Annotated in this window: 28 protein-coding genes and 2 pseudogenes; 7 read left to right on the top strand and 23 right to left on the bottom strand. The window is 54.2% G+C overall.

All coding sequences use genetic code 11. The annotated features are described in order from the left end of the window. Positions 1 to 142 precede the first annotated feature (142 nt). From APU02_RS16675 to APU02_RS16735, 13 genes are all read right to left on the bottom strand, one after another. Entirely contained in the window at positions 143 to 358 is a 216-nt protein-coding gene (locus APU02_RS16675) for a hypothetical protein (RefSeq protein ID WP_060570701.1), read from the bottom strand. Next, complete coding sequence (locus tag APU02_RS16680; RefSeq protein ID WP_060570702.1) at positions 351 to 716, bottom strand: DUF4406 domain-containing protein; 366 nt, start codon at positions 714 to 716, stop codon at positions 351 to 353. Before APU02_RS16680 ends, APU02_RS16675 begins: the two co-directional genes overlap by 8 nt. Then, positions 713 to 1399 carry a hypothetical protein gene (locus APU02_RS16685; RefSeq protein WP_060570703.1) on the bottom strand — a complete coding sequence of 229 codons (687 nt, stop codon included), beginning with the start codon at positions 1397 to 1399 and terminating at the stop codon, positions 713 to 715. Before APU02_RS16685 ends, APU02_RS16680 begins: the two co-directional genes overlap by 4 nt. Beyond that, entirely contained in the window at positions 1389 to 1871 is a 483-nt protein-coding gene (locus APU02_RS16690; protein WP_060570704.1) for a hypothetical protein, read from the bottom strand. Before APU02_RS16690 ends, APU02_RS16685 begins: the two co-directional genes overlap by 11 nt. Then, positions 1868 to 2587, bottom strand: a complete 720-nt coding sequence (locus APU02_RS16695) for a DUF2786 domain-containing protein (RefSeq protein ID WP_060570705.1) — start codon at positions 2585 to 2587, stop codon at positions 1868 to 1870. The genes APU02_RS16690 and APU02_RS16695 overlap by 4 nt, the downstream gene beginning before the upstream one ends. 80 nt (positions 2588 to 2667) lie before the next feature. Continuing rightward, positions 2668 to 2859: a hypothetical protein gene (locus APU02_RS16700; RefSeq protein WP_060570706.1), complete on the bottom strand. Its 192-nt coding sequence runs from the start codon at positions 2857 to 2859 to the stop codon at positions 2668 to 2670. Next, positions 2849 to 3031, bottom strand: coding sequence for an ANR family transcriptional regulator (locus APU02_RS16705; protein ID WP_226852615.1), 183 nt, complete (start codon positions 3029 to 3031; stop codon positions 2849 to 2851). Before APU02_RS16705 ends, APU02_RS16700 begins: the two co-directional genes overlap by 11 nt. Before the next feature lie 52 nt (positions 3032 to 3083). Then, positions 3084 to 3728: a DUF3164 family protein gene (locus tag APU02_RS16710; protein ID WP_060570708.1), complete on the bottom strand. Its 645-nt coding sequence runs from the start codon at positions 3726 to 3728 to the stop codon at positions 3084 to 3086. Then, entirely contained in the window at positions 3718 to 3924 is a 207-nt protein-coding gene (locus APU02_RS16715) for a hypothetical protein (RefSeq protein ID WP_048703759.1), read from the bottom strand. The genes APU02_RS16710 and APU02_RS16715 overlap by 11 nt, the downstream gene beginning before the upstream one ends. Positions 3925 to 3936: 12 nt before the next feature. After that, positions 3937 to 4227: a hypothetical protein gene (locus APU02_RS16720; RefSeq protein ID WP_048977957.1), complete on the bottom strand. Its 291-nt coding sequence runs from the start codon at positions 4225 to 4227 to the stop codon at positions 3937 to 3939. Between the two features lie 10 nt (positions 4228 to 4237). Continuing rightward, positions 4238 to 5131, bottom strand: a complete 894-nt coding sequence (locus APU02_RS16725; RefSeq protein WP_045261533.1) for an AAA family ATPase — start codon at positions 5129 to 5131, stop codon at positions 4238 to 4240. Between the two features lie 11 nt (positions 5132 to 5142). Then, entirely contained in the window at positions 5143 to 7188 is a 2046-nt protein-coding gene (locus tag APU02_RS16730) for a Mu transposase C-terminal domain-containing protein (RefSeq protein ID WP_060570709.1), read from the bottom strand. Continuing rightward, entirely contained in the window at positions 7188 to 7445 is a 258-nt protein-coding gene (locus APU02_RS16735) for a helix-turn-helix transcriptional regulator (protein WP_023311692.1), read from the bottom strand. Before APU02_RS16735 ends, APU02_RS16730 begins: the two co-directional genes overlap by 1 nt. Before the next feature lie 134 nt (positions 7446 to 7579). Between APU02_RS16735 and APU02_RS16740 the strand changes: the two genes are divergently transcribed. Further along, positions 7580 to 8350, top strand: coding sequence for a helix-turn-helix transcriptional regulator (locus APU02_RS16740; protein ID WP_060570710.1), 771 nt, complete (start codon positions 7580 to 7582; stop codon positions 8348 to 8350). 187 nt (positions 8351 to 8537) lie between these two features. On the opposite strand, the pseudogene APU02_RS16745 reads toward APU02_RS16740, so the two are convergent. The 4 genes and pseudogenes from APU02_RS16745 to APU02_RS16760 form a co-directional block, all read right to left on the bottom strand. Further along, positions 8538 to 9674: pseudogene (locus APU02_RS16745) on the bottom strand (polysaccharide deacetylase family protein); the annotation flags it as partial. Between the two features lie 85 nt (positions 9675 to 9759). After that, positions 9760 to 10200, bottom strand: coding sequence for a PTS sugar transporter subunit IIA (locus tag APU02_RS16750; RefSeq protein WP_042289954.1), 441 nt, complete (start codon positions 10198 to 10200; stop codon positions 9760 to 9762). A gap of 105 nt (positions 10201 to 10305) precedes the next feature. Next, positions 10306 to 11076, bottom strand: coding sequence for an ABC transporter permease (locus tag APU02_RS16755; protein WP_042289957.1), 771 nt, complete (start codon positions 11074 to 11076; stop codon positions 10306 to 10308). Beyond that, the gene (locus APU02_RS16760; RefSeq protein WP_042289958.1) at positions 11073 to 11999 is read right to left on the bottom strand and encodes an ABC transporter ATP-binding protein; all 927 of its coding nucleotides are present in this window, start codon (positions 11997 to 11999) and stop codon (positions 11073 to 11075) included. Before APU02_RS16760 ends, APU02_RS16755 begins: the two co-directional genes overlap by 4 nt. Before the next feature lie 108 nt (positions 12000 to 12107). Here APU02_RS16760 and can point away from each other — a divergent pair, with 108 nt between their 5' ends. After that, a complete protein-coding gene (gene can, locus APU02_RS16765) occupies positions 12108 to 12770 on the top strand; it encodes a carbonate dehydratase (protein WP_042289961.1) in 663 nt (220 codons plus the stop codon). A gap of 41 nt (positions 12771 to 12811) precedes the next feature. Here the strand turns inward: can and hpt are convergent, their stop codons facing one another. Then, on the bottom strand, positions 12812 to 13348 hold the full coding sequence (hpt, locus tag APU02_RS16770) for a hypoxanthine phosphoribosyltransferase (protein ID WP_042289964.1): 537 nt from the start codon (positions 13346 to 13348) through the stop codon (positions 12812 to 12814). 205 nt (positions 13349 to 13553) lie between these two features. Here hpt and APU02_RS16775 point away from each other — a divergent pair, with 205 nt between their 5' ends. After that, the gene (locus tag APU02_RS16775) at positions 13554 to 15944 is read left to right on the top strand and encodes a pyrroloquinoline quinone-dependent dehydrogenase (RefSeq protein ID WP_042289966.1); all 2391 of its coding nucleotides are present in this window, start codon (positions 13554 to 13556) and stop codon (positions 15942 to 15944) included. Between the two features lie 64 nt (positions 15945 to 16008). Here APU02_RS16775 and cueO read toward each other — a convergent pair whose 3' ends face one another. Beyond that, positions 16009 to 17568: a multicopper oxidase CueO gene (gene cueO, locus APU02_RS16780; protein WP_060570711.1), complete on the bottom strand. Its 1560-nt coding sequence runs from the start codon at positions 17566 to 17568 to the stop codon at positions 16009 to 16011. 166 nt (positions 17569 to 17734) lie between these two features. Between cueO and APU02_RS16785 the strand changes: the two genes are divergently transcribed. The 4 genes and pseudogenes from APU02_RS16785 to APU02_RS27010 all read left to right on the top strand — a co-directional run. Beyond that, positions 17735 to 18082 (top strand): YacC family pilotin-like protein, encoded by a 348-nt coding sequence (locus APU02_RS16785; RefSeq protein ID WP_042289971.1) that lies wholly within the window; start codon positions 17735 to 17737, stop codon positions 18080 to 18082. 105 nt (positions 18083 to 18187) lie between these two features. Continuing rightward, positions 18188 to 19054: a polyamine aminopropyltransferase gene (speE, locus tag APU02_RS16790; RefSeq protein WP_060570712.1), complete on the top strand. Its 867-nt coding sequence runs from the start codon at positions 18188 to 18190 to the stop codon at positions 19052 to 19054. Between the two features lie 15 nt (positions 19055 to 19069). Beyond that, positions 19070 to 19864 carry an adenosylmethionine decarboxylase gene (gene speD / locus APU02_RS16795; RefSeq protein ID WP_060570713.1) on the top strand — a complete coding sequence of 265 codons (795 nt, stop codon included), beginning with the start codon at positions 19070 to 19072 and terminating at the stop codon, positions 19862 to 19864. Between the two features lie 89 nt (positions 19865 to 19953). Next, positions 19954 to 20205: pseudogene (locus APU02_RS27010) on the top strand (LysR substrate-binding domain-containing protein); the annotation flags it as partial. Here APU02_RS27010 and APU02_RS16800 read toward each other — a convergent pair. Genes APU02_RS16800 through APU02_RS16815 form a run of 4 tightly spaced genes read right to left on the bottom strand, consistent with a single transcriptional unit; the run spans position 20180 to position 24154 of the window. Next, entirely contained in the window at positions 20180 to 20950 is a 771-nt protein-coding gene (locus APU02_RS16800; RefSeq protein ID WP_060570714.1) for a DeoR/GlpR family DNA-binding transcription regulator, read from the bottom strand. The pseudogene APU02_RS27010 and the gene APU02_RS16800 sit on opposite strands and share 26 nt — an antisense overlap. Before the next feature lie 9 nt (positions 20951 to 20959). After that, positions 20960 to 21943, bottom strand: a complete 984-nt coding sequence (locus APU02_RS16805; RefSeq protein WP_082636854.1) for a D-threonate 4-phosphate dehydrogenase — start codon at positions 21941 to 21943, stop codon at positions 20960 to 20962. Further along, the gene (locus tag APU02_RS16810) at positions 21933 to 23204 is read right to left on the bottom strand and encodes a D-threonate kinase (RefSeq protein WP_060570715.1); all 1272 of its coding nucleotides are present in this window, start codon (positions 23202 to 23204) and stop codon (positions 21933 to 21935) included. Before APU02_RS16810 ends, APU02_RS16805 begins: the two co-directional genes overlap by 11 nt. Continuing rightward, the gene (locus APU02_RS16815) at positions 23201 to 24154 is read right to left on the bottom strand and encodes a 2-keto-3-deoxygluconate permease 1 (RefSeq protein ID WP_042289988.1); all 954 of its coding nucleotides are present in this window, start codon (positions 24152 to 24154) and stop codon (positions 23201 to 23203) included. Before APU02_RS16815 ends, APU02_RS16810 begins: the two co-directional genes overlap by 4 nt. Positions 24155 to 24302 lie beyond the last annotated feature (148 nt).

Genomic DNA, 24302 nt, shown 5'->3' on the forward strand with positions numbered 1-24302 from the left:
CTCAAAGGCCATAAGAGAAAGGCAAACCAGCAATTCTGGCGGGATAAATTAGCTAATCCCACTAATCGGACAAGGATGCATGCCCAACACCAGCCAAGTGTTAAATACATCGCCAGAAATATGAGAACTAAAGCTATATCCATCACTTTATCCCCCGAAGTTTCTTGAAAGATTCAATCGCCTTTTTCATATCAGCCTGAGTAACCTTATTGCGTACTGCACGGTTACTGGCGTCGTAATAGTTGAACCGCAGCTTAAGTGGCACCGCCAACAACTCGACAACCTGGCTGTTATCGCGGAAGTACCAGACTCGGCGGTTTCCGTTATCCAGGAACTTACAACCGGATACGCTATGCATGACCCACCTCCATTGACGGGCCGCGTTTACGATAGGCCGCAATCGACACGCTTTCCCAGTCCTGGTAAAGGAACAGCAGGCCTAGCTCACAGGCGCGATCAAACTCCCTGGTTGCGCCTGTGCTCTTTTCCCAGCCGTTCAGGAGGAAAACAGCATCAGCCTGCTCAAGCATGGACAATGTAATTTGCAGGTACTGCTCATGCTGCAGGCCGTCAGGAAGAATGGCCGGATTGAGAACGGTGAAGCCGCGTTCTTCCAGGATGCGAGCCTCAGCGTTGAATTCATCACGGTTAAAGTTGTGATAACCGGTCATCGGCCCCGCAATGAAAACGACAGGTTTACGCTGCTGTTCGCTCATGCTGCACCGCCTTCAACACGTTTGAATGCCAGAAAAGTCACCATCGCTTTGTCGACCAGCTTTGATGTGCGATATCGCTCAATACCCCAGACGATAGCAAGGCAGATCCACAGATAATGATGGCTGTAACGCTGGAGAGACATCCCATCCATCAAATCCCAGGCGCTTACGTTATCGGGCCAGGTTGCGGATTCGACCGCATAGTACGCGTCGTTCTTCTCCCGGAACCCATTGCCTTTCAGTTCACGAACGGTCTCGATCGCCAGTTCGCGGTCGTCCTCATCGTCACAGTCTTCAAGATATACCGCGAGCCACTGCTGCAACCCTTCGTCGAAGCCTTCATCATCAAACTCATAGCAGGGCGAATCGAATCTCCCGCCACCGGCTCCAGCTTCGAACTTCTCGGCCCAGTATCCGGGGTTGATAAGAAAGCTCTCGCGCCGCCCAAAATGTTCGGAAGAAAAGAATTCAAACATGTCCGTGATGCGGCTGAACGTCCAGGTTCCCATGTCACCAGTGACGGTCAGATACCCTGGCCAAGTCACAAGATCGAAGTAATATGTATTTGTTCCAGAACTCTTAAAGCGCAGGTGCCGGTACAGGCCATCATCACGCTCAATGCTCATGTGATGACGGGACACATTACGGATAAAGCCAGTTAATACATGCTGTTCAGTCTTCATGCTGCACTTCCTTCATCTGCACGGATGGGCGATCGATGCGCTCAATCTCTGCTGCGATGAGTGCGCCAGCTTTCACCAGATCGCGGCGTGGGTTCGTTGGTTTCCACCAGTCAGGTGACCATGGCCAGGCCTGGGGGATTGTCGCCTTGTATGCTGGTGTGCTGAATGCCCTGGCTGCATAGCAGGCTGCTGCCGTTGATAAGGTTCCTGGCTTGTATATATCGTCGTTTTTCGGCGTCCAGCCTTCATCGCTCTGCTGCCGCAAACGTTCAACGATGATGTCGGTAATGGCCGACGATGCAGTTAATTGCCGTACCATCGCTGACTGCACATCCAGCTCAGTGGCCAGACGACTTACCAGTTTTGCTATCTCAATAATCGGGGTATCAGCACCCATTGCCGCTGCTAATTCGTGGCCAGCCCGCACGAGTTCTTTGACTGGTGATGTTTCCAGTTGAGGTGAGGTTTTCATTTTGTCACTCCGATCTGTTCACAATTATTAGCTGAACTGCTTACCGCGTGATGCAGCTGCGCATTGCGGCCAGCCAGGTATCCTTCGTTTTCCGCCTTATCCGTTCCCCTGGCTTTGCCGGGTTTGCGCGGTTCCAGCTTTTTCATGCCTTCGCTTAATTTCCTGCTGCGGTAACACTCCATCAGCGTTGTCTCCGCCTCCGTAACGGCGAAATCACTGACAACGGCATAAGCACCGTTGACCCAGGCGGAGCAGAAGGTATCGGCGCGGGCAACTTTTGTGGCCTGTTTGATGCTCTTGCGTAATGTGGAGAGGTAATCACGGCGGGCTTTCGCCAGTTGCTTACCCAGAACTTCGAATGAATATGCCGCTATCTGAGGGCGTTCGTCGGGGCCGTAATAGTGTATGGTGCGTTTTGCTGGCTTGCCCCACTGCTCAGTACCATGGCTGGTGTAAAACTTCACGCCAAAAACGCGGGCGACCATCTCTGCCAGTATTGCCATATATTCCGGCATCTTCTCAGCATGAGATGGCGCTTTCTGGGTCGATGCTTCATTGATATCCATCAAATCAGCATCAGCTTCAGTCAGCTTGTGGGTTTCCATCAGACGCTGAGCACGGCGGAGGGCAAGTGCGGCTTCTTCGGCGCTGGAGTTATTACGCGCCATCGCGAGCAGCTTTTTAATTCTCTGGATATATTTCTCTTTATTTTCCATTGTTCGACTCCTGAATTTGGCGTAAGCCAGCCCCTGCGGGTTTACGCCATTTTTAAAAGTGATTTAAATTACGGTTAAAATCAGTTCACGGGTTTCAGCGATTTAATATTCGCGAAATAAGGCTCCTGATTAATTTCAACTACGGTTATATCCTTAAGGTCGCGTGCTGCATCTACCGTTCTTACAACTCTGCCGCCACGTAAAAACTGGCTCGGCTGGTAAATGAAGGTGCTGCCTGTAGGGTAAAGGGCATTGAAATCTTTAGCTTTCATACGGTACTCCCCAGCCGCGATGCGCAGCGTGGCGGCAGAACTCCATACGCGAAGCCGCATAAATGGAGTTCACCTCCATTTTTGCCAGACTGAATGCCTGTTTCCATGATTCCGCCGCTCGCTGAAACTCGCCGTTCTGTTCGGCAATGACAGCGCTGGTTGCGTACGACATGAAGGGGCTGCATGGTTTGCCCGATTTAGCACGATCAAACAGAATGGCCATCTCACACCCCCACGCCAGCGATATCGAGAGGAATTGCGCGATACTGATCGCTTTCACCAACGCGCTCATAAACACGGATATAAGAGCGGCTTCCGACAACCTGAACGGCCTCGCCGATAGCCTCCATCGCCTTGACCCAGCGAACGTCTGTAATATCGAGGCGGCGCAATGCCAGAACCGCGCCGGTGTTAACTTCACCTTCTTTTTCCGCCTGGAATGCACGGGTGATGATGGCGCGAATTTCCGGGCGGGCATTCTCGGTCCAGTCTGCCAGACATTCATCAATCAGCGATTTAGCAGCCTGCAGGCGCTCGTCAAATGCGATACGGTCCTGCATGGCACGCTGAACCTTATAGCGGCCATCATAGCTGTAGAGCGTGACGTTACCTTTTTTGCCGCCCAGGCTGACGCCGTACTGACTGGCGGAGATATCAACGAAGGCTCCGATATCGGAAAAGCCGCTAAGCTTGAACTCTGCCAGTGCAGCACTCAGGGCTGTCGCTTTTTCGACGATGCTACGCACCAGATCGTCACGCATCTGGTCGGTATCTTTAATCAGACTGACAGGGGTCAGTACGCCCTTGGCGTCAATCCAGTAACCCTCTGGCGCTGTTTTTTCAGTGAATTGCTTGTTTTCAGTGGACATTTTTACTCTCCTTAAATTGACGCGCTACTTTCTTAACTGCTTCGTTAACCTTTGCCAGCACATGACCAGCCAGACCTTTACCCACTTTGTCAGCCACTTTGCTGACGATATCGCTGTCGCCGTCATCAGGGATAACCCTGCAACCGACTTCAAAACCGCGAGATTTGTCTTTTATTTCAATAACAATCTTTGCCATATATCCCTCTGCTTAATGAAGTGATTCAGACCAGACCACCCGACACCCGCTTTCATCCTGATATACACCCTGGCGAAAGCGCCCGTGGCGGTCATTGCCGGTAATATCAAATCGCGCCAGACCTTCTTTTTTCATCCGCTCGCACCATGCATGGCGCACGATACGAATGACCGGCTGTGTGTTGCGCAGGGATACGCTTTTCACCTGAACTCCCTGTGCTGACAGAAATAAAATCAGCGTTTCTGCCCGGATCAACGCAGAGATAACGCCTGCGTTGTCGGTATTTCCTGACGTTCTGGCCATAGTTAAATCCTCAGTTAATGAGCATTTCTGCGAACTTGCGGACAGCGCCTGCGCTGACTGCATTACCACTGATATCGCTGTGGCGGCTGACACCGCGCACCAGTTTGAAAAGACGTCTGGCGTTGCCGTTGCTCGCCCGGAATAGCGCCTCAGATACATCAGGGTTCTCAGCATCCGGCAGCATACTGATCGCGATATCGCTGATATCGGCCTGCGGCAGGGATTCGCCGATGTTGAGCGCCAGACCCACGCGGCTGAAAAGCTGCTGATATTCACCGCGCTTGCCTTTAAGGTTGATAATGAGGCGGGGCATCCCGGCCAGAACGACACCGATACCGGCTTTGTCATGGATGCGGCGCAGTGTTTCCAGCGCACGGTATGGAAGATTCTCCGCCTCATCGACCATCAGGAGGCGACCTGAATCACGCAGGGCAGCAATGCAGGCTTCGCTGAGTTCATGCATATTGCCGCGTTTGCTGAGGCCAAGCAGTCCACAAAGCTCTTCGAGCACAACACGGGCGGTATAACCGGGGTCGGCCTCTATCAGCAGCGCATCACGATGTCTGGACGCGTATTCGCGCAAAATCATGGTTTTACCCAGGCCAGCAGCACCATAGAGAACGTTGATCTCACCATCCAGGTGTGCCAGGCGAATGACCTCAATCCCCTTACGGGAGGTCACGGTTGGGATATAGCGCGGCGTGATTCGACGCGATTTTTCCTTGTCGGCTTCGCGGGCAATGAAGCTGCGGGCCAGCTCGTCGATGCTGTCCACATCACCCTGATATTTTCCCTGCAGGTACTGATTAACCACTGCCGGGCTTTTACCAAAAGCGCGGGCTACCTGTGTCTGGCTGTAACCCTTGCGGGACATAAGTTCATTCAGTTCTGTTTGTAGGCTCATATGTCTCTCACTTACCGGGTATTACCGGTTTTTTTCAGATATTCATCACGGTCGGTTTCGAGGAAGAAATAATGTTCTTCTTCCGTAATCCGGCTGAATTCAGCCGGGATAAAGCTCCCCAGATCGTCGAAGCGCTGGCCCGGTAATACAGAGCGGCCCTCTGCCTCAATTTCCTGGCGTTTGTCTTCAATACGGTTGAGGCGGCGCTGACGACGTTTCTCAACAGCCACATCCATTGCACTCACTGGAATTGCGGCACGTTTATTACCGTTCCAGATCGCAGTACAGACGTAGGTACCATCCATCCGGCGAACGATAACGGAAGAGGGATCGTGAATATCGAAAGCCACGCGAACCTCTTCGCTATCCACCTGGATCAATTCTTCAGAGAAGTAGTCGTTGTTAAACAGACGCAACCAGCCACGCTGAGCGGTACGCACCATCTCCGGCATAAAGGCTTCACGCAGCTCAACATCAGTCAGATATTCAATATCGTCACCTTCAGCTTCGAGAACGGCCCGACGATAGGCAGCCGGAGTCATGTGTCGCCCGTTACGTTTTGGAAGCTCGCGGTGTTCATGCGTGTTGTTGTATGCGTCAACTTCGCTGGCGATTGCGTCAAGCAGCTGCTGCCAGGAGGGCAATTTACCCAGGGCATTACGCTGTACAGGCGTCAGCTCTCGCCCGTTCTCCTGCGCCTTGATGGCTGACTGGATAGCACGCGATGTGATGCGGGCATGCTCCCGGTCAGCACTGTCGCCGCTGAACGTATCGAACTGCATGGCCACACGGCGGGGAACCCCTTTGTTAAGCCGTTCGATGATGCCGCGAGACTGAGGACGCCCCGGTATGCTGGTCGGGTGCTCAATGCCAAGGCGGCTGAAAATACCCGTCACATCGGCATCAAGCGTTTTGTTTGTTTCACCGCCGCCGTTATCGGAATACACAAATAACGGTTTGCCGAAATGACGCATGGCGTAACGGTAGGCATCAGCAACAGCAATAACGCTTTCTGAAAGTGCCAGGCTCCAGCCCGTAATAAAGCGTGTCCGGCCATCAATAATTAACGTCAGCTCTGGAGTGAACGGGCGGCCATGGTCAGGGTGTGCCACTTTCATCTCAAGGGATTTACCATCCGCAATCCAGCAGCCATTAACCGGCATAAGGGACCAGTCACGCTTCTGGAAGCATTCATAAGCCAGCGCAGCAGAACCACTTACACGGCCACGGGCTTTCTCACGGCGCGGCAGCTTCTCCATGGCACGACGAACGGCATCATAAGAGGGGCATGCAGCAGCCATTGCAGGCTGGTCAGCATAGATAACAGACCACTCGTCCTGGAAATCCCCGTATGCCTCGCGCAGACTTGGGCCTTTACGGTTACGCCAGTGAGCAAGGAACGCCGGAAGCCAGGTAATCTGCTCAGGCTTCTTCGCTTTAAGATGACCGGGGGCCAGCATGGCCATGCGCTCAACGCCAGGCTTTGTGGATTCAAAAATGGTCAGCCATTCCTGGAGGCTACGGGTACCAACACCGGCACGGCTGGAGCCTTTGCGGGCATTGGCCATCCCAGCAGCCTTAAGCAGATGTGCAGGCAGTGTACCTTTACGGGACTCGATAGAGATGTAGTTAACCGCTGCGGTACGGGACATCCCGGCATCGCGCAGTTTTTCAACATACATCGCCAATGTGGCACGGGCATCGGCGATCTCTTTCTGCTTATCAGTCAGAGAGCCCACCTCACGTTCAAGAAGAGCCGGGCACTGGCGAATCAGAGAAAGTTTACCGTTATCAGATGAACCTCTATTCGAACTGATTTTGGTTTCTTTTGTACTTACCTGTTGAGTTGATAATATTTCTTTGTAATAACGGTTCTTTAATTCTTCCTGAGTCACAATCGGTAACGAATCAATGTGGTATTCAAACGCTTTTGTACCGGTGCGTTTTCTTCTCATTGATGGATTCTTGGATGCAAGATTGTCCAAAAATTTCCGACAACCTCTCTCAGTTGCTGGTACGCCAGCACATCCGGCTAACTCAGATACCGTCGACCACATCACAGCACCTCACAATATCTTGAAGGCCAGATAACAGACGGTTCAACGCCTATTGCAGAAGCGATAATGCGCTCACCCTTAGGGTATTTTCGGTCTAAAGCGTTATTGAGAGTGCGGGCATTTAAACCAGCGTTACGGGATAAACCAGCCAGGGTGGTCCCTTTCTTGCGTAACTCTGCAATGATGTCAGCACGATGCCAATCACAAGAAGTGATTCCATTTGTTGATGTTTTCTGAGATTCTACTCGTTTATACATAGTAATAACTCATCTGTCTTACACACTGTAATAGCAGTATTGATCACTAAAAGGAAAATTACAAGCCTTTGCTGGTTCCTTTTGTGACTTAAATGACAACTATCGTGAGTACACATCTAATACTGGAGGAATCAATGAGTTATACAGAAAAGGATCCGCAGAACGAAAACGGCCCAAAAGTTCCTTTAAGTGATAATCAAAAAGGAACCACTTTTAGCGACAGGTTGCGGAAAGCGATAGACGGCAAGAGCATTCGTCAATTTGCGGCTGATTGCGGGATTAGTTATGGGGCGATGCATAAGTACTTTGCTGGCCACACACAACCAACACTGGACAACTTAGTAGTGCTGGCTCGTACAGCTGGAGTGAGCATCGAATGGCTTGCGACGGGTGAGCAGAGCAGTACTGGTACCAATGTAATTTCAAGGCCTGCAACTCCACCAACTACAGCCATAAATGATGTGCATGGAAATGAAGTTGATTTAGAAGAGTTCATTTTTGTGCCGCGCTATAATGTGGCTGCGTCTGCGGGCTATGGTGCTTGGAATGATGATGAAACGCCTATGTTCACGGTATCGTTTAGACGGTATTGGGTGGTTAATCATTTGAAGGCAGATCCCAAACAGCTGTCTGTTATCAGCGTGCAAGGTGACTCAATGGAAGGCGTCCTGAACGACAAAGATATCATCCTTGTAAATCATGGTGATCGGGAACCAAGGGAGGGAATCTATGTATTGCGACTCGATGGACAATTAATCGTAAAACGAGTGCAGCGCTTACCAGGAGCGCAGCTCATTGTTACGAGCACAAATCCGGTTTACAAGCCGTTCAACATTGACCTTAACAATGTCCCATCGGATTTCTGTATTGTGGGTAAAGTGGTTTGGTATGGGCGGGTTATTTAATAGTATTAAAAAACGTTTAATATCGATTTCATTGCTCTCAAACTAGTGCAAAATTTAGCGCATTATTTCTCATAATCTATCATTTTCTGTCGAGCTGTGCGGAATCCTCACCGCGCCTCGCAACCCCCGTCATTCCTGACCCCATCGACTTTCTTTCCCCACATAACTACCATGCAGAAACGATCACCTCCCCACACTTAACCTTCCCTTTTACCGTCGTCACCGCCAGATGAAATCCGGCGTCTTTCGCGACCTTAACCGCCGTCGCGTTATAACCGCCAAACGGATACGAAAGGTAACGCACCTGCGGCGTAAACTGCGCCAGCGCCCGGCGTGAACGTTTGAAATCAAACAGAATATTATGGTGGCTGCGGCTTAACAGAATGGGATGACGATAGCCATCAACCCGATGCAAAAAGTGGGTATGCGACTGAAGGTCAAAAACATCACGGATGTGGTTAAGCTCGGAAACACTCATAAACTGTAGCGAACGTGGATCCCACTTCTGCGGTCGACCTTTTATGCGCGAGGTGATAATGAACGCGGTGGCCTTCATGCCGTACTGCTTCAACACCGGATACGCATAGCGGCTGACGGACTTGAGACCGTCATCAAAGGTAATGACCACCGCCTTCCCGGGCAGGTTCATTTTATTGCGCACATACCCTTCAAGCTGCGCCATCGTCAGCGTGGCGTAACCCTGGTCCCGCAGCCAGGTCATCTGGTTACTGAATGCCCGCACGCTGGTGGTTGTCGAAGTATGACGAAAGCGGGTGTTTTCTTCATCACGCAGAATGTGGTGGTAAGTGAGCACCGGCAGCCCCTTGTCCTCCTGGGCATCCAGCGCGCTTATCCAGGCCAGCCGCTCGCCAATGCGGATTTGATACCAGGTCTGGTTAAGCCGATCCTTCAGCTTACTGATGACGGGATAACGTAAGTTTTCCGCCAGCACGCCAAACGGCGCGCTGCCCACATTCGGGGCGTTGTAAACGGGCGTCGCTTTCCAGGTCACCAGGTTTTGGTTACTGAGTGGCTTATTGAGATCGCCTAAGCTGTCTTCAACCCGCTGTTTGCCCTGTACCGGCGCCAGGTGCCCTTTATCGATAAAGCCGGTTCCAAAGCCAAATGAAAATTCATAATAGTCAGCCGCCACGGGGATGACCGCAAGGATTTGCCCGGCGCGAATGTTCCCCACCGTTATCATTTTGTCGCCAATCTGCGCCCAGATCGCCGCATCTTCGGTGGTTTGCATATAACGGGCAGGCAACGCCGCGCTGACGACTGTAGAGACACACAGCAGCAGAAAGAGAAGGTATTTTTTCATGACACGAACCGGGAAAGAGACAACGCGAGGATTGTATCAATTCATCTCAGTGATCAAAATGCCCCAGCGCCTGTCCCGTCAGGCGCTAGCAGTCATACAGATCGTGCAACAGCACAAACGGTGGATTCTTTTGCTGCTGATGCCAGAGACTGGTTACCTCCGGCGCGCCACGCGACACAATATGATGGCGAAACGCCTCGCTGCTCATCGTTGCGCGGAAGGGGAGCATCTGCTCCAGCAAGGGAAAATGGATGCCGGAAATGACTTCACAGCGGGGATGTTTGTGGCTCATCAGTGACGCCACCCGATACGGCGCAGCACCAGACGTATCGGTTAAAAAGATGACGCCGTCGCCGGTATCCGTTTCGTGCAGCGCATCGCACAACATCCTGCTCAGCATGTTGGCGCTCAGACCGCGCCAGAAATTCACCGCCCGGCATTGCGCCAGTGGGCCATATTTCGTTTCCAGACGCTCCAGCAGTTCCTCTGCTTTATCGTCATGACAGGTAATCACCCAGCCTAACATTGTTTGCCTCCTTAGCAGGCAAGTAGTTTATCAGGGTGATAAATAGAGAATGATGACAGCGGTCAAATGTTATCCCCTCCCCGAACGGAGAGGGGAATGAGGCCATTAGCTACGCAGGCCGCGACCGCGCTGGATCAGCGTCCAGCAAAGCAGATAAAACGCGACGATAAACACTACCAGCACACCGAACGTAGTCACCAGCGGCACATCGTGAATGCCGAGGAAACCGTAGCGGAAGCCGCTGATCATGTAGACGATAGGGTTCAGATGCGACAGCCCCTGCCAGAACGGCGGCAGCAGCGTCAGGGAGTAGAACACCCCGCCCAGATAGGTCAGCGGCGTCAGCACGAAGGTTGGGATCAGGCTGATATCGTCGAAGGTTTTTGCAAACACGGCGTTAAGCAGACCCGCCAGCGAAAACAGTACTGCGGTCAGCACCAGCGTCAGCGCGACAAATACCCACGAATGCACCTGAAAGGGCACGAAGAACAGCGAAATCGCCGTCACCAGAATACCCACGCATAAACCACGCGCCACGCCGCCGCCGACAAACCCGGCGATGATGACGTGGGTAGGCACCGGCGCCACCAGCAGTTCTTCGATGTTGCGCTGAAACTTGGCGCTGAAGAACGAAGAGGCAACGTTCGCGTAAGCGTTGGTAATGACCGCCATCATGATCAGGCCCGGCACGATAAACTGCATGTAGCTGAAGCCATGCATTTCGCCGATTCGCGAACCGATCAGGTTACCAAAAATAATAAAATACAGCGTCATGGTGATAACGGGCGGCACCAGTGTCTGCACCCAGATGCGCATGAAGCGATGAATTTCTTTCGCCCAGATACTTTTCAGCGCGACCCAGTAAAGCTGCATCATGCGCGATCTCCTTGTTTTTCATGAACCAGTGACACAAACAGCTCCTCAAGGCGGTTCGCTTTGTTACGCATGCTCAATACCTGAATGCCCTGCTCGCTGAGCTGGCTGAACACGCTGTTGATCCCCTGTTCGCGCAGGACTTCCACTTCCAGCGTGGAGGTATCCACCAGCCGGTACTGATAGCCGTTCAGCTTTGGCAGCGGGCTTTTCGGCGCCAGGTCAAGAATGAAGGTTTCGGATTTCAACTTCGACAACAGAGTCTTCATTGAGGTGTTTTCCACCAGCTCGCCATGCTGAATAATACCGATGTTGCGGCAGAGCATTTCCGCTTCTTCCAGATAGTGGGTGGTGAGAATGATCGTGGTGCCTTTGTCGTTTAAATCCTTCAAAAAACCCCACATTGAGCGGCGAAGCTCAATATCCACCCCGGCGGTTGGCTCATCAAGAATCAACAGTTTTGGCTCATGCATCAGGGCGCGGGCGATCATCAGGCGACGCTTCATCCCGCCGGATAACATCCGCGCGCGTTCGTTACGCTTCTCCCATAAATCGAGCTGTTTCAGATACTTTTCGCTGCGCTCGACCGCTTCTTTACGTTCGACGCCGTAGTACCCCGCCTGATTCACGACAATTTGCTGCACCGTCTCAAAAGGGTTGAAGTTAAACTCCTGCGGCACCAGTCCCAGCTGGCGTTTGGCGTTGACAATATCTTTTTCAAGATCGTAGCCAAACACGCTAACGCGCCCGGACGTTTTGTTAACAAGCGAACTGATGATGCCGATGGTGGTCGACTTTCCTGCCCCGTTTGGTCCCAGAAGCGCATAAAAATCACCCGCTTCGACCTGCAAATCGATACCGCGCAGCGCCTGAACGCCCCCCGGATACGTTTTTTTAAGTTGTTGAAGTTCCAGTGCAATGGTCATAAATTTTTACTTACCTTACGTTCTTACACTTTATATGTGGTTTAAATAATCGCGGAGTTGCCCTATATTAGCCCAACGCACTTATTTGGTTACAGGTCGTTAACCTCCATGAAAGACATAGATACACTCATCAGCAACAATGCACTATGGTCAAAAATGCTGGTGGAAGAGGATCCCGGATTTTTTGAGAAACTGGCGCAAGCGCAGAAACCGCGCTTTCTATGGATTGGATGTTCCGACAGTCGCGTTCCCGCAGAACGTTTAACCGGACTCGAGCCGGGCGAATTATTTGTTCACCGTAATGTGGCCAACCTGGTCATCCACACCGATCTCAACTGCCTCTCTGTGGTGCAGTATGCCGTCGATGTGCTGGAAGTTGAACACATTATTATCTGCGGCCACTACGGATGTGGCGGCGTGCAGGCGGCGGTTGAAAACCCGGAACTGGGTTTAATCAACAACTGGCTGCTGCACATCCGCGATATCTGGTTCAAACATAGCTCATTGCTCGGTGAAATGCCGCAGGAGCGTCGGATGGACACCTTGTGTGAGCTGAACGTAATGGAACAGGTGTACAACCTGGGCCATTCCACCATCATGCAGTCGGCGTGGAAGCGCGGTCAGAAAGTGACGATTCACGGCTGGGCGTACGGTATTCACGACGGGTTGCTGCGCGATCTGGAAGTGACGGCCACCAACCGCGAGTCGCTGGAACAGCGGTATCGTCAGGGCGTGTCTAACCTCAGTAAGAAACACATCAATCACCGCTAATTGACCATGCCGGGCGGCAACGCCATCCGGCATGTCTTCGCTTACTCGTCCAGCAGAACCACTTTACCGACATACGGCAGATGGCGATAACGCTGCGCGTAATCGATGCCATAGCCCACCACGAACTCATCCGGAATCGAAAAACCGATAAATTCCACCGGCACGTTCACTTCACGACGAGAGGGTTTATCCAGCAGAGTGCAGATCGCCAGCGATTTCGGTTCGCGCAGCCCCAGGATCTCGCGCACTTTCGACAGCGTATTCCCGGAATCAATAATATCTTCCACAATCAGCACGTCTTTGCCGCGAATATCTTCGTCCAGGTCTTTGAGGATTTTCACGTCTCGGGTAGTAGACATGCCGCTACCGTAGCTGGAGGCGGTCATAAAATCGACTTCATGAGATACCTGCACTTCACGGCACAGGTCCGCCATAAACATGAATGACCCCCGCAGCAGACCCACCAGCACCATTTCACTGCCGCTGTCTTTATAACGTTCAGTAATCTGACGACCCAGTTCGGCAATACGCGCTTTGATCTCCGCTTCAGGGATCATGACTTCTACAGTATGTTTCATATCTCTAACCATATGATTTAAAAACAAATCACTCAATGCCTGCTCCAGATGAACCGGCATCGAAATGCAAGGCACGCAGTATACCAGTAAAAGTATTTATTCGCGGCATCTGTTGATAAAGCTCATTTTGTGATGACGATCACACATGTTAAATCCTATAATTAATTGCTATTAAAAATTTAACAAATTGAGATGGTGTCTTTTTATGGCTGAAAACAATGCACGTTCGCCACGGCTTCTCGTGACGCTAACGGCCCTCTTTGCCGCGCTCTGCGGGCTGTATTTACTGATCGGCGGCGGCTGGCTGGTCGCTATCGGCGGCTCCTGGTACTACCCGATCGCCGGTCTGGCGATGCTGGGCGTCGCCTGGCTGCTCTGGCGCAGCAAGCGCTCCGCGCTGTGGCTGTATGCCGCTCTGCTGCTCGCCACTCTGATCTGGGGCGTATGGGAAGTCGGCTTCGACTTCTGGGCGCTGACGCCGCGCAGCGACATTCTTGTCTTCTTCGGCATCTGGCTGATTTTACCTTTTGTCTGGCGTCGCCTGATAATTCCTTCCGGCGGCGCGGTCGCCGCCCTGCTGGTCGCCCTGCTGATCAGCGGCGGGATCCTGACCTGGGCGGGCTTCAACGATCCGCAGGAAATTGACGGCACGCTCAGCGCCGAGTCGACGCCAGCCGAGCCTATCTCGCCGGTGGCTGACGGTGACTGGCCTGCCTACGGGCGCAACCAGGAAGGCCAGCGCTATTCACCGCTGAAGCAGATTAACGCCGATAACGTCCACAAGCTGAAGGAAGCGTGGGTGTTTCGTACCGGCGACCTGAAGCAGCCGGACGATCCGGGCGAACTGACTAACGAAGTCACGCCTATCAAAGTGGGTGACACGCTGTATCTGTGCACCGCCCACCAGCGACTGTTCGCGCTGGATGCGGCGACGGGGAAAGAGAAATGGCATTACGACCCGGAACTGAAACCGAACGAGTCTTTCCAGCACGTCACCTGCCGCGGCGTCTCCTACCATGAAGCGAAGGCCGACACAGCCTCTCCGGAAGTGATTGCCGACTGTCCGCGCCGCATCATCCTGCCGGTAAACGATGGACGTCTGATTGCGCTGAACGCGGAAAACGGCAAGCTGTGCGAAACCTTTGCCAACAAAGGCGTGCTGAACCTGCAAACCAATATGCCGGATCAAACGCCGGGTCTGTACGAACCGACCTCGCCGCCAATCATTACCGATAAAACGATTGTGATTGCCGGGTCGGTCACCGATAACTTCTCCACCCGCGAAACGTCCGGAGTGATCCGCGGTTTCGACGTTAACAACGGTAAACTGCTGTGGGCGTTCGATCCGGGTGCGAAAGATCCAAATGCCATTCCTTCGGATGAGCACACCTTCACCTTTAACTCACCGAACTCGTGGGCGCCTGCGGCCTATGATGCGAAGCTGGACCTGGTTTATCTGCCGATGGGCGTCTCCACGCCGGATATCTGGGGCGGCCACCGTACGCCGGAGCAGGAACGCTACGCCAGCTCCGTTCTGGCGCTGAATGCCACTACCGGTAAGCTCGCGTGGAGCTATCAGACCGTTCACCACGATCTGTGGGATATGGACCTGCCCGCTCAACCGACGCTGGCGGATATTACCGTCAACGGCCAGACCGTGCCTGTTGTCTACGCCCCGGCGAAAACCGGCAACATTTTTGTCCTTGACCGTCGTAACGGCAAGCTGGTCGTCCCGGCGCCGGAAACCCCGGTACCGCAGGGCGCCGCAAAAGGCGACTACGTCACCAAAACCCAGCCGTTCTCCGAGCTGAGCTTCCGTCCGACGAAAGATTTGACCGGTGCGGATATGTGGGGCGCCACCATGTTCGACCAGTTGGTGTGCCGCGTGATGTTCCACCAGTTGCGCTATGAAGGTATCTTCACCCCGCCATCTGAGCAGGGTACGCTGGTGTTCCCGGGTAACCTCGGGATGTTCGAATGGGGCGGTATCTCCGTCGATCCCAACCGTCAGGTGGCGATTGCCAACCCGATGGCGCTGCCGTTCGTTTCGAAGCTGATCCCGCGTGGTCCGGGTAACCCGATGGAGCAGCCGAAAGACGCCAAAGGCACCGGCACCGAGTCGGGTATTCAGCCACAGTACGGTGTGCCCTACGGCGTGACGCTGAATCCGTTCCTGTCACCGTTTGGTCTGCCGTGTAAGCAACCGGCCTGGGGGTATATCTCAGCGCTGGATCTGAAAACCAACGAAATCGTCTGGAAGAAACGCATTGGTACGCCGCAGGACAGTATGCCGTTCCCGATGCCGGTTCCGGTTCCCTTTAATATGGGAATGCCGATGCTCGGCGGACCTATCTCAACCGCCGGTAACGTGCTGTTTATTGCCGCGACTGCCGATAACTACCTGCGAGCTTATAACATGAGCAACGGGGAAAAACTGTGGCAGGGTCGTCTGCCCGCAGGGGGCCAGGCGACGCCGATGACCTATGAGGTCAACGGTAAGCAATACGTGGTGATTTCCGCCGGGGGTCACGGTTCGTTTGGTACGAAGATGGGCGACTATATTGTCGCGTATGCCCTACCGGACGGCGAGAAGTAACGCTTATGCCCGGGTAACGCCGGGCATACCGCCGGGGGCGCCATCACAGCCGCCCCCGGCATTTTTATACGGTAAATCCTAACATCATCCCCGTATCTTCATGTTCCAGCAGATGACAATGCGCCATATAAGCATGTTCTTTTGGCGCGTCGTGATCGAACTTCACTAACACTTCACTCACCCCGCCTTCAACCCGAACCGTGTCCTTCCATCCGCGGCGATGCGCCACTGGCGGCTGTCCATTTTCTGACAGAATACGGAACTGCGTACCGTGAATATGGAACGGATGCAGCATCATGTCGCCAACGCCAGAAATCACCCAACGTTCATGTTGTCCTTTGCTGGCGGCAAACATCGGTTTGTTCATGTCAAAGGCGACGCCGTTGATCATATTGGCATTGTGGAAGTCAACATGCCCGCCGTGGTTCATCTTATCCATACCGCCGTGCTGCATATGGCCCTTATGCCCCTGCATCTGGCCATGATTCATACCCGACATCGCCTGCGGACCATACTTCTTCATCAGCAATTGCATGCCCATCATGTCAAGCATCGGGTCCATAGATAGCTGCAATTTACGTACGGTCAACCCGTCAAGCGACGGCAGGGCTGGCAATGTCGCGAGCGTGTCCGGCAGCGTCCCGGAGGCGTTTACCGCCACTGGCTGAATGCGCATCACCGGGTGCGGCTTATCAAACGGCGCGACCGCCATCCCCATCTGGCTGACCGGCAGGGTCACAAGGTCGAACGGCTTACCGTCGCTCACGTCCACCAGCACCTCAAAGCGTTCGCCCATCAACATCGGCAGTTCAGCCACTTTTACCGGCTCAGGCAGCAGGCCGCCATCGCTGGCAATGACATAGAATGGACGCTTATCGCTGGTCGCAAAATTAAGCGAACGGGCGTTACAACCGTTGAGCAGACGCAGACGCAGCCAGCCGCGCGGCGCAGCATGTTGTGGGTAAAGCGCCCCATTGGTCAGCAGCGTATCGCCAAACCATCCGACGGCGGCAGTCATGACGTCCAGTTGATAGTCTATCTGCCCGGCGTCGGTAAAGCGCTTGTCCTGAACAATGACCGGCACATCGTCAATGCCCCACTGTTTCGGCAACAGCAGTGTGTGGATCTCGTCGTCTTCAATCATCACCAGACCGGCCAGCCCCATCGCCACCTGACGCCCGGTTTTGCCATGCTGATGGGGATGAAACCAGCAGGTCGCCGCGCGCTGTTCGGGCGTAAAGGTCACGGTGCGTTTTCCCCCGGCGGGAATAATGCCCTGCGGGCCGCCATCCACGTTGCCCGGCACTTCCAGCCCATGCCAGTGCACCGTGGTCTCTTCCGCCAGTTGGTTATGAATATCCACCGTCACCGTTTTACCGCGCTGTAATTTCAGGGCCGGACCAAGCATGTTGCCGTTATAACCCCAGGTCGTCGCCGTCTTCCCGGCAAACGTTGACTGCCCTGCCTGAATCGTCAACGAGAGACGATGACGGGCATCGGTAGTCAGAAGATTCGGAATGGGAAGCGCAGGGCGCTCAGCGGCAAAAACAGCGCGGCTCCACAGCGGCAAAGCCGACGCCACCCCAAGCGCCACAGAATATTTTAAGAAATCACGACGTTGCATAATCACTTCCTTATTTTGCAGCAGGCGAAAACAGCCCAATCCTTGAGCATAGACCCTCCCCTTACGGGAAGGTCAAGTTTATGACATCACGCTGAACAATAATAAAAGTCGTCGCCTTGCCAACAGTGTGCTAACGTTTAGTTTCCGTGATGCCGTGGTAGAAGCAATGAAGACGTTTTTCAGAACCGTGCTGTTCAGCAGTCTGATGGCTGTTTGCGCGAACAGTTATGCGCTCAGTGAATCTGAAGCCGAAGATATGGCCGATTTAACAGCCGTTTTTGTTTTTCTGAAAAATGACTGCGGCTACCAGAATTTACCCAACGGGCAAATTCGGCGCGCGCTGGTCTTTTTTGCTCAGCAAAACCAGTGGGACCTCAGTAATTACGACTCCTTCGATATGAAATCGCTCGGCGAAGACAGCTATCGCGATCTGAGCGGTATCGGTATTCCCGTCGCTAAAAAATGCAAAGCGCTGGCGCGCGACTCGCTGAGCCTGCTCGCCTACGTCAAATAAAATCATGCTACCCTGTTGTTGACATCATGACCGTGCATCCGCGGTCATAGTTAGCTATTATGTTGCGCCCTTTTTAACGGGTGTTAACAATGGAGGTATCAACCTTTGGCCGACAAACAGCAGTGGCATGAAACGCTACACGACCAGTTTGGACAGTACTTTGCCGTCGATAACGTGCTTTATCACGAGAAGACCGAACATCAGGATCTGATCATCTTCGAAAACGCCGCCTTTGGCCGCGTCATGGCGCTGGACGGGGTGGTGCAAACTACCGAGCGCGATGAGTTCATTTATCATGAAATGATGACTCACGTTCCGCTACTGGCCCACGGCCACGCGAAGCACGTGCTGATTATTGGCGGCGGCGACGGTGCGATGCTGCGTGAAGTCACCCGCCACAAAAACGTTGAAACCATCACCATGGTGGAGATCGATGCGGGCGTGGTCTCTTTCTGCCGCCAGTATCTGCCTGCGCACAACGCTGGCAGCTATGACGATCCGCGTTTTACCCTGGTGATCGACGACGGCGTTAATTTCGTCAACCAGACGCAGCAAACCTTTGATGTGATCATCTCCGATTGCACCGATCCGATCGGCCCCGGCGAGAGCCTGTTCACCTCGGCGTTCTACGAAGGCTGCAAACGCTGCCTGACCCCCGGCGGGATCTTTGTCGCCCAGAACGGCGTATGCTTCCTGCAACAGGACGAAGCTGTCGACAGCCACCGCAAGCTCAGCCATTACTTCGCCGACGTCGGGTTTTATCAGGCAGCCATTCCCACCTATTATGGCGGCATCATGACCTTCGCCTGGGCGTCCGATAACGACGCGCTACGTAGCCTGTCGACCGAAATCATCCAGGCGCGTTTCCACACCTCAGGTCTGAAGTGCCGCTATTACAACCCGGCTATCCATACAGCAGCCTTTGCCTTACCCCAGTATCTGCTAGACGCACTGACCGCCTCGTCGTCCTAAGGAGAAGATAAGAAATTGAAAAAACTGAAACTGCATGGCTTTAACAACCTGACCAAAAGTCTGAGTTTTTGTATTTATGATATCTGCTACGCCAAAACCGCCGAAGAGCGCGACGGCTACATCGCCTATATCGATGAACTGTATAACGCCAATCGTCTGACCGAAATCCTGTCAGAAACCTGCTCCATCATTGGCGCCAATATTCTGAACATCGCCCGTCAGGACTACGAACCGCAGGGCGCCAGCGTCACCATTCTGGTGAGCGAAGAACCCGTCGATCCGCGGCTTATCGATAACACCGAGCATCCAGGTCCCCTACCGGAAGCAGTGGTCGCCCATCTCGATAAAAGTCATATCTGCGTGCATACCTACCCGGAAAGCCATCCGGAAGGCGGTTTGTGCACCTTCCGCGCGGATATCGAAGTGTCAACCTGCGGCGTGACTTCCCCGCTTAAAGCGTTAAATTACCTGATCCACCAGCTTGAGTCCGATATCGTGACCATCGACTACCGTGTTCGCGGCTTTACCCGCGACATTAACGGCATGAAGCACTTCATCGACCATGAGATCAACTCTATTCAGAACTTTATGTCTGAAGACATGAAGTCGCTGTATGACATGGTGGACGTCAATGTGTACCAGGAAAATATTTTCCATACCAAAATGCTGCTTAAAGAGTTCGATCTTAAGCACTATATGTTCCATACCCGACCGGAAGATCTGACCGAAGCCGAGCGCAAAGACATTACCGCGGCGCTCTGGAAAGAGATGCGTGAGATTTACTACGGGCGCAATATCCCGGCGGTGTAACGTTTACCAACGTGCCGGATGGCGTCATCCGGCAAATCGGTTCTGTGTTTCGCCCGAAGTGTTTCGCCCGATATGGACATGGCCGTGGTCGGCCCCGCCAGGGACGATGGGCGCTATCTGACAGTGATATGGAAGCGCAGGCGGCAAGATTAGGCCCCGGTCTGGCCTACGTCCCCAAGGAGTGAGTTCGTGAAGATTTAGCCCACGGCAGGCTTATCCGGATGCTACAGAACCACAGTTTTCGCCTGGATGGGGCGTTTTTGTATTATCCGCGTCGCAACGTGTCGCCCGCCCTGAGAGCGGTGATCGCTCCCTTTAAATTTCAGGCTGTACCAGCGTAAGAGCCACGGAGTGGGCTTTCAGCTCAGCCTGGACAGGGAATGGCAGATTCACATCGGTCACCACATCGGTAAAACGGCTCAGCGGCGCTACGTTGAACAGCGAATGCGCGCCATATTTGCTGCTGTCGGCCAGCAGAACCTTGCGTTGGGCGTTAGCGATAATCTCCTGCTTCAGTCCTGCCTTGTCTTCCGTCGGCGTCGTGACGCCCTTTTCCATACTCCAGGTGTTACAGCTCATGAAGGCGATATCGGGATAGACGCTACGCAACATTTTGCGACCAAACTCGCCGATGCAGGACTGACTGCTGTCATCAATGCGGCCACCCACAATGGTGACTTCAATCTGGCGAAACTCGGACAAAAACAGGGCGATATGCAGATCGACGGTGATCACCCTGAGCGGCAGATGAGTCAGGCATTTTGCCAACTCCAGCATGGTGGTGCCGGCGTCCAACACCACTGCGTCGCCCGCCTGTACCATTGAGGCGGCAAAACGCGCGATCGCCCGCTTTTCAGCAGGCGATCGTAATTGCTTTTCATTGGTTGTGGGTTGCGCCGGTTCAAAACGCCGCAGAGCAACACCGCCGTGGCTGCGGCTGATCACGCCCTGTTCATCCAGCTTGATCAGATCGCGTCGGATCGTCGCGGGCGATGCTTCTACCGCATCTACCAGCTGTTCCACGGTCACCAGCGTATGATTTTTCAAATACGCCACAATCTTATCCAGACGGTGTTGTCCTTTCATAACAGGAAATTACGCCAGTTGCATTGCCAGTTTAATCGATACGGCCATGCTCTCAGATTTTGCTTTTCCCGTCCAGGCGATATCAAACGCCGTCCCGTGATCGGCAGAGGTACGAATAAACGGCAGACCGGCGGTGATGTTCACGCCATCATAGAAACCGAGCAGTTTGAGCGGAATATGCCCCTGATCGTGGTACATCGCCACCACCATGTCATATTGGCCTTCGTACGCCTGTAAAAACACGGTGTCCGGCGGACATGGGCCGTAAACGTCTGTTCCCTTCGCCTTCATGTTTTCAATGGCTGGCGACACAATGCGAATTTCTTCATCGCCAAACAGACCGTTTTCACCTGCATGGGGATTGACCCCGGCAACGGCGATGCGCGGTTGGGCGAAACCAACACGCTTCAGAAAGCGATCCGCGATGCCGATGACCGTCTCCACGCGTTGTCCGTTGAGGGTGTCGAGAAACTTGCGTAACGCAATATGGGTCGAAACGTGGATCACCTTCAGCTTGTCGGTGTAAAGCACCATCGCATAGTCACGGCTTTCGGTCAGCGTCGCCAACAGTTCGGTATGTCCCGGGTAATGATGCCCCGCCAGATGCAGCGCTTCTTTATTCAGCGGCGCGGTGGCGATGGCGTGTACATCGCCTTTCAGTGCCAGCTCTGTCGCACGTTTTACGCAACGGTAGGCCAGATCGCCCGCCTCGGCCTGCACTTTACCTGGCTCCAGCGCCTCCGGCTGCGCCAGCGGCTCGTCGATGACGTGAATCACGCCCGGCGTAAATCGCGCCTGCGTGACACCGTCAATCGCGCGAAAGGTCACCCCTTCCGCCAGCCCTTTGGCCTGCAAACGTTTGAGGGTTTGCAGGCATCCCACCACCACCAGCGGCGCGCCGTTAAGTTCATCTTCACAAAGCGCTTTGACAATAATTTCCGGACCGATACCCGCCGGATCGCCCATCGTAATCGCAATTGTTTTAGTTACCACTGTACATCTCCTCAATAAAATAAAGCGCATCACAAAGGGTGCTGTCTGAACCGAATCCGCCTGCTTTCGTGATCACCGGAAGGTCGTCGATTTCGCTGTTCACAAACGTCCCGCAGGGAATGCAGGGCGCGACCTCGCTCTGGATGCGATAGCCTTCCGCGCCAAGCGCGCTGGCAACCGCAGTGGCGATATCTCCTCCGGTCAGGAACAGCCCGCCAATACGCGCCTGTTCGATAATGCGCAGCGTAATGGTCCCGAGGCGTTGGCTGAGCATCTCACCAAGCTGCTGGCGGCTCACGCCTGCTTCAGTACACAGCGCGTCGATCATCTGCCGATCGTCCGCGCTCCGGCTGGTGCGGAGAATCGTGTGCTGCTGGCGGCCGAGCAGCGCGCAGGCCTGCTCCACCACCGCGGCGATTTCCTGTTCGGCCTGCGCCGAAATCAGCCGTGAGGCATCAATGTCCACCACGCTGGCGCGCGCCTGGCAGAGCGCTTTTTCAACCTGCCGCCGCGTGGCTTCGCTCATCGATCCGGCCACCACCAGCACCGGAAGTTCCTGCTTCTCCTGCATGAACATTCTGACCGGTAGCGCGTTCGCCAGTCCGGCAGCGCCGACCAGCAGCGGCAGCGTAGCCTGTTCACAAATAGCCTGGGCAATCAGCGACAGATCGCGATCTTCTACCGCATCGACCACCACCATACATTCCCCCTCGGCGGCAAAAGCCCTCAGCAACGCGCTGAGCTGTCCGCGTCGCACGTCATCGAGCGACACGTCATGTACCGGGATATTGCTTTGTAGCGCAATCAGCTCCGCAATGCGCGAGGAGAGAATCGGCGTTTTCGGATCGCTGGCAAATTCGGTTTCCAGTAGCGGCGTACCGTTGACCAGACATAATCCGTCACGGGTGGTGCGCCCGGCAGCCGGGATCGCCGCCGCGATCACCGCCAGCGTCCGGTTGGCGGCACGCATCGCCGCCGTCACTTCCGCGCCGACGTTGCCGCGAAAGGTGGAATCAATTTTCTTGTATACCAGCGGGAGCGTCTCACCTTCGCACCAGGGCGCTAACGCCTGCGCTACCGCTTTCGCCGCCTGCTCTGCGGGTATCGCGCGGCTTTCGGTGTTGATCACCAGCACATCGGCACGACGCGAGGGCTTTTGCTCCGGCGTCAGCATCACTTCCGTTCGCGCCCCTTTCTTCGCCAACTGCACGCCGGTATCGTTAGAGCCCGTAAAGTCGTCGGCGATAACGATCATCTTCATGCTTTTTTCTCCTCAGCGACCTGACGCGCCTGCTTTTTGGCGACCCACGAGGTCAGGACAGGCGTCAGAATCGCGGTTGTGATCACCGATGCGGCAATCAGCGGGGCGGCAGCGGCAGCTACTTCCGCCAGCGACGGGTCTGCCTGGGCAATCGCCAGCGGCGTCGCCACCGCGTTCCCGGCGGTGCTGGAGGCCGCCGCGCCGGCAATGCCGGTTCCCCCCACCAGACGGTCGGCGCGAATGTTAAAGAAACCGCCGACGAAGGTGGTCAGTACGCCAAGCAGAATGCCTGCCAGACCGCCCTGCAGCAGCATTTCAAGGTTGATCCCCGCACCCAGCGCAAACGCGAAGAATGGGATCAACAGTGGTCCCCCTTTGGTCAGGAAGTCGCGCATGTTGGGATCAAGGTTACCGAGGATCATCCCCACCACCAGCGGAACCAGCACCGCGACCAGCGCCATGATCGGTATGTTCGCCATACCCGCCGCGCCCAGCGCGATCATCGTAAAGAACGGCCCGTCATTCAGAGACAGAATGGAAATAGCGCCGACATCACGCTCGTTGCCAAACTCCCCCACCAGCGCCGCGTAAAGCCCGCCGTTTGAGTTACTCATCGCCGCAATGATCGCCACGCCGCTTAAGCCGAAGATCCCTTCCGCACCAAACAGATGCTCAACGCCCAGGCCAATCGCAATGGCGACCAGCAGTTTGGTCAGGGTTATCGTACCGCCCTGCAACAGCGCCTGAGGTGCGGCTTTCACGCTAATCCCCGCCCCCATACAGAGCAGGAAGGCGCCAATCAGCGGCGCCGCGCCGTTTTTGAACAGCGCGGTGGTGAACCCGCCAATCTCCAGCGCCTGTGGGGCAAAGGTATTGATAATGGCGCCGATCACCAGTGGCACAACCATCATGCCGCCGGGTACGCGTTCTATTGCCTTTTTGATGTTCATGGTCTTCCCGCCTGTTGTTATGTTGTGATTAAATAAAATCACAAAGATTATATTTAATCAAATCTAAAGCACAAACGCGCCAGATCACAGATTCAAAATGATTAATAAAAATCAACAAGGACTTTTACGGTTAAAAAAAAGCCGGACA

Origin of the sequence: Citrobacter sp. 50677481, from assembly GCF_001463265.1 — a bacterium.
Lineage (GTDB): Bacteria > Pseudomonadota > Gammaproteobacteria > Enterobacterales > Enterobacteriaceae > Citrobacter_A > Citrobacter_A sedlakii.